The organism is Rhodococcus sp. EPR-134 (assembly GCF_001647205.1).
Classification (GTDB): Bacteria; Actinomycetota; Actinomycetes; order Mycobacteriales; family Mycobacteriaceae; genus Rhodococcus_F; species Rhodococcus_F qingshengii.
Genome location: NZ_LVCT01000504.1, coordinates 1 through 4,587 on the forward strand (window position 1 = coordinate 1; position 4,587 = coordinate 4,587).

The 4,587-nt window shown below is 62.1% G+C and carries 5 protein-coding genes; 3 read left to right on the forward strand and 2 right to left on the reverse strand.

Translation table 11 applies throughout. From position 1 onward, the window contains the following. On the reverse strand, nt 1–1,057 hold a 1,057-nt coding region (locus A2J01_RS23145), incomplete at its 3' end, for an aldehyde dehydrogenase family protein (protein ID WP_231915884.1). 127 nt (nt 1,058–1,184) lie between these two features. Here A2J01_RS23145 and A2J01_RS23150 point away from each other — a divergent pair. Next, nucleotides 1,185–2,327 carry an acyl-CoA dehydrogenase family protein gene (locus tag A2J01_RS23150; protein ID WP_064113677.1) on the forward strand — a complete coding sequence of 381 codons (1,143 nt, stop codon included), beginning with the start codon at nt 1,185–1,187 and terminating at the stop codon, nt 2,325–2,327. 9 nt (nt 2,328–2,336) lie between these two features. Beyond that, a complete protein-coding gene (locus tag A2J01_RS23155) occupies nt 2,337–3,029 on the forward strand; it encodes a GntR family transcriptional regulator (RefSeq protein ID WP_003942905.1) in 693 nt (230 codons plus the stop codon). 10 nt (nt 3,030–3,039) lie between these two features. Here A2J01_RS23155 and A2J01_RS23160 read toward each other — a convergent pair whose 3' ends face one another. Continuing rightward, nucleotides 3,040–3,660 (reverse strand): TetR/AcrR family transcriptional regulator, encoded by a 621-nt coding sequence (locus A2J01_RS23160; RefSeq protein ID WP_052416921.1) that lies wholly within the window; start codon nt 3,658–3,660, stop codon nt 3,040–3,042. Nucleotides 3,661–3,776: 116 nt separating this feature from the next. Between A2J01_RS23160 and A2J01_RS23165 the strand changes: the two genes are divergently transcribed. Further along, the coding region (locus A2J01_RS23165; RefSeq protein ID WP_082900936.1) for an oxygenase MpaB family protein at nt 3,777–4,587 on the forward strand (811 nt) is incomplete at its 3' end.

A 4,587-nucleotide genomic window follows, 5' to 3' on the forward strand; every position in this document is an offset into this window, starting at 1 on the left:
GTCCGCCGAGTACAGCTTTCGCGCCGCGACTGAGAGCGTCTTCGATCTGGCCCCGGACTATCCCAGTCTGCTTTCCCAGCGTCATCGGCCCGTAGGTCGAGCTGTCGGTGGCGCCGGCGTGGGCGTCTCGTAGCGCGGCGGTGAGCTTGGACAGGAAGGCGTCGTACACGGGCGCTGCGACGTAGATTCGTTCGACGCCGGCACAGGTTTGTCCGCCGTTGCCCACTGCCCCGAATGCCGCGAAGCTCACGGCCGCATCGAGGTTGGCGTCGGAGTCCACCAGCATGGCGTCCTTGCCGCCGCATTCGGCGACCAGGGGGGTGAGGGTGTCCGCGCAGGCGGCCATTACGCGCTTTGCGGTAGCGGTCGAACCGGTGAATGCGATCTTGTCGACACCGGACGAACACAGAAGTGCACCGGTTTTTCCGTCACCGGTAATGGTCTGCAGGACAGGGTGTCCGGGTGCGGCGATGTTCCACAGCCGGGCCAATTCGACGCCGACGCCTGGTGAGAGTTCGCTCGGTTTGAAGACTACGGCGTTGCCGGCGGCCAGTGCGTAGCCGATCGACCCCATCGGTGTGTACAGCGGATAGTTCCAGGGGCCGATCACGCCGACGACGCCCATCGGCCGGTAGCCAACGGATGCAGACTGGTTGGCGCTGATCAGTCCTGCACCGACGCGTCTGCGGCGCAACACTTTCTGTGCGTTGCGTGCCGCCCAGTCGAGATGTTCGACGGCCAGCATGACTTCGAGTAGTGCGTCGTCGCTGGGTTTTCCGGTCTCGGCGGAAATGATCGCCGCCATCGATTCGGCGTGAGTGGCGATCGCGGCGCGGAAATTGCCGAGCACCTTCCGGCGGCCTTGGAATCCGAGTTGATCCCACCACTTCGACGCCGTGCGTGCTGCGGCGACCGCTTTCTCGATCTCTCGCTGGTCTGCAATGGGGTGCTGCGCGACCACGGAATCGTTGCGAGGGTCGAGGCTCGCGAAGGTGTGATCGTCCGATCTCGGATCTGTCGACGTGGACGTGCTCTGGCGGCCGAGCTGTTCTGTCATGTTCTTCAGATCCTCCACATGTCGGTGCATCACATATATGTGATGTGATTTACTGTGCTGGTAGTCACAGTATGCGTCGGACCGAGCTCCGACAAGCCTCCAGCCTCATCTCACTCGGGAGTTTTCGATGTACATGGATTTCACGCAGGAGCAGTCTGATTTCGCCAAGTCGGTAGCGTCGTTCTGCAAGAAGGAAAGTGGTACCCGTGAGCAGCGAGACCTGCTGACCGATCATGGCGCCCATAACCACAACCAGGCGTTCTACGAGAAGATGGCGGAATTGGGTTGGCTCGGGCTGACTGTCCCGGAGGAGTACGGCGGATCTGCCGGAAGCACGGTCGACCTGTGCATCTTTCTGGAGGAAGCCGCCAAGGGCATGGCGCCGATCGGTGGACTCGGCCCGACCGTCATCACCGGGGCTGCAGACGAGAAGTTCGGCAGTCCGGCCCAGAAGGAGGCAGTGCTCGGCGGGATCGTCCGTGGCGCGTCTCAGTCGATCTCGATGTCCGAACCCGAAGCGGGCTCCGACGTGGGAAATCTGAGTTGCCGCGCCGAGAAGGTCGACGGTGGGTGGCTGATCAACGGCCAGAAGACGTGGTGTTCCAACGCGCACTTCGCCGAGAACATCCTTCTGGTGGCTCGCACATCCCGAAGTGAAGGCAAGCATGAGGGCCTGACGATGTTCCATGTCCCGGCCGACATCTCCGGATTGAAGATCAGTGGAATCGACACCATGGGCGGCAAGGAGGTCAACGATCTCTACTTCACCGACACATTCCTGCCCGAGGACGCGGTGGTTGGCGAAGTCGGCAACGGCTGGCGTCAACTCATGGCCGGACTCAACATCGAACGCCTCATCCTCGCGGCGATGATGCTCGGGACCGCGCAGCGCGCTTTCGACGACACCCTCGAATTCGTCACCACGCGTAAGCAGTTCGGCCGTCCGGTCGGATCGTTTCAGGCGCTTCGCCACCGGATCGCGGATCTCGCCACGGAGATCGAATGCGGCCGTCTGCTGGTCTACAGCGTGGCCCGAATGGTCGACGCCAACCCGACCAAGATGTTCCCGCGGGAAGCGTCGATGGCCAAGCTCAAGCTGACCGAGACCGCCAAGAAGGTCGCGCTCGAGGGGATGCAGATGATGGGTGGGTACGGTTACGCGACTGAGTTCGACATGGAGCACCATGTGCGAAAGACTCTTGTGTCCTCCATTTATGGTGGTACCAACGAGATTCAGCGAGACATCATCGGCAAAACGTACGGACTGTGAGGATCGGTTGTGGCAACGTCTGCACGCACTCGGAGAGCGACATCTGAGCTGAGGAGACGGCCACAGTTGTCGGAGGACGTGGCCAACCACGTTCGCAACCTGATCATGTCCGGCTCGGTCCGTCCGGGCGAGTTCGTCAGGCTGGACGAAACCGCGGCCGACCTCGGGGTCAGCGTCACGCCGGTGCGAGAAGCCCTCGTCGCATTACGCGGCGAGGGGATGGTCGAGTTGGTTCCGCATCGCGGCTATCTCGTCTCGCCCCTCAGTCGCCAGGACATCGAAGACATCTTCTGGTTGCAGGGGCAGATCGCGGTCAAGCTGGCGTTGCGGGCGATGGACAGCATCACCGCTGATCAACTCGCGGAACTCACGGAACTCAATGCCGATTTGCGAGCGGCGGTCGACGCTTCGGATGCAGCTGCGATCGAGCAGTGCGAATTCGAGTTCCATCGCCTGATCAATCGCGCTGCGGGTGGTGCGAAGTTGGCATGGTTCCTGTTCGGCGCGATTCGGTACACCCCTGCTCGTCTCTACGCGACGGATCCAGGCTGGGGTGAGCTTGCGGTATCGAGCCACGATGCTTTGATCGCGGCGTTCGAGAAGCACGATCGAGAACAGGTGGACGCGCAGATGAGTCTGCAGTTCTCCGACGGCGCTGCTCGACTTCTCGCTCACCTCGACAACATCGGGATCTGGGACTGAATGCAGGAGCTCAAGACGGCGGCAGGGCGGGTGCGAGCAGGATCGCCGCGCATTCGGCGACCAGTTCTTCTTCCGTCACGTCGATGTACCCGTCGAGCCATGCACTGAGGGTCTGCGCCAGGCCGCCGACCAGGAACGTGGCCGTCAGGGTCAGATGACCGCTGTCGTTCAATCGGTAGAAGGTCTTCGCGTTGGCGGCCAGGAGACCGATGAATATCGTCGTCGACGCTTGGCGTTTCTCGGCCAGGACAGGGCTCGTCAGGGCGCTGGAGAACAGTAGACGTCCGCGACGGGGATCGTTCGCGATAGTGCGGACGATGTTCGCGATTCCAGCGAGCGCCTTGCCGCGTTCGGTCTCGGCGGCGTCCACTGCAGCCTGGGTTGAAACGGCGATGTCCGTGATGACGGTGTCGTAGACGGCCGACATCAGAGCATCACGATCGGTGAAGCTCTCGTAGAAGTACCGCGCCGCGACACCGGCCTTCTTGCACACTCCGCGGACCGTCAGTTCGGGCTCGGCGGAGCCCATGAGTTCCAGACCGGCCTCGATCAGCGCCTCCCGTCGTTGGGCTATGCGGAGCGCGCCGTCGACGCCACCGTACGAACGCGGTTGGTCATTCATGAAGACCATCTTTGCATCCCGAGATTGCTTGACATCTCGGCATTTCGGCGTTTCACTCATCTGAGAACATGCGTTCGCAGATATCGACTCGAAGGGGTTCTGCCATGACGGTGAGTAGGGATTCGATGGACGGGCGCGAGGAAGCGGTGGTAGGCGGCATCGGAGCGGTCGGCGTCCAGGCGGTCGACATCGACGCCGAGGTTGAAAAGGCGATGTCCGGGCTCGGACTGTTGGCCGCAGGCGCCAACGTCATCATGCAGTTGGCGCGCCCGGCGGTGGGGTACGGCGTGTATGAGAGCAAGGTCGAGACGGGTCGGTTGGATCGGCATCCGGTGAAGCGAACCCGGACGACGCTGACGTATCTCGCGGTGGCGAGCCTGGCGACGGACGAAGAAAAGAAGCTGTACCGACGCGCAGTCAACGGCTCTCACAAGCACGTTCGCTCCGATGAGAACAGCGCGGTCGAATACAACGCGTTCGATCCCGAACTGCAGTTGTGGGTAGCCGCCTGCCTGTACCGAGGCTTCGAGGACGTCTACAAAATCTTGTACGGGGATCTCGATCCGGTAACCCGGGATGCGTTCTATCAGCGCAGCGCCACGTTCGGTACAACCCTTCAGATGCGACGCGACATGTGGCCGGCGGACCGGGATGCGTTCGAGGTCTACTGGAACGAGAACCTCGACAAGGTGGCGATCGACGAGACGATTCGTGAGCATCTCTACGGGATCGCGTCGGCGACCTTCACTCCGAAGCTGTTGCATCCCGTGGTCGGTCCGCTCAACCGATTTGTCACCACCGGGTTCCTGCCCCAAGCCTTTCGTGACGAAATGCGGCTCCCGTGGTCAGTGCGTCAGCAGCGTAACTTCGACCGATCCATGCGCGTCGCCGCGCTGGTCAATCGGTTCAGTCCGAAGATTCTGCGGATGTTTCCCT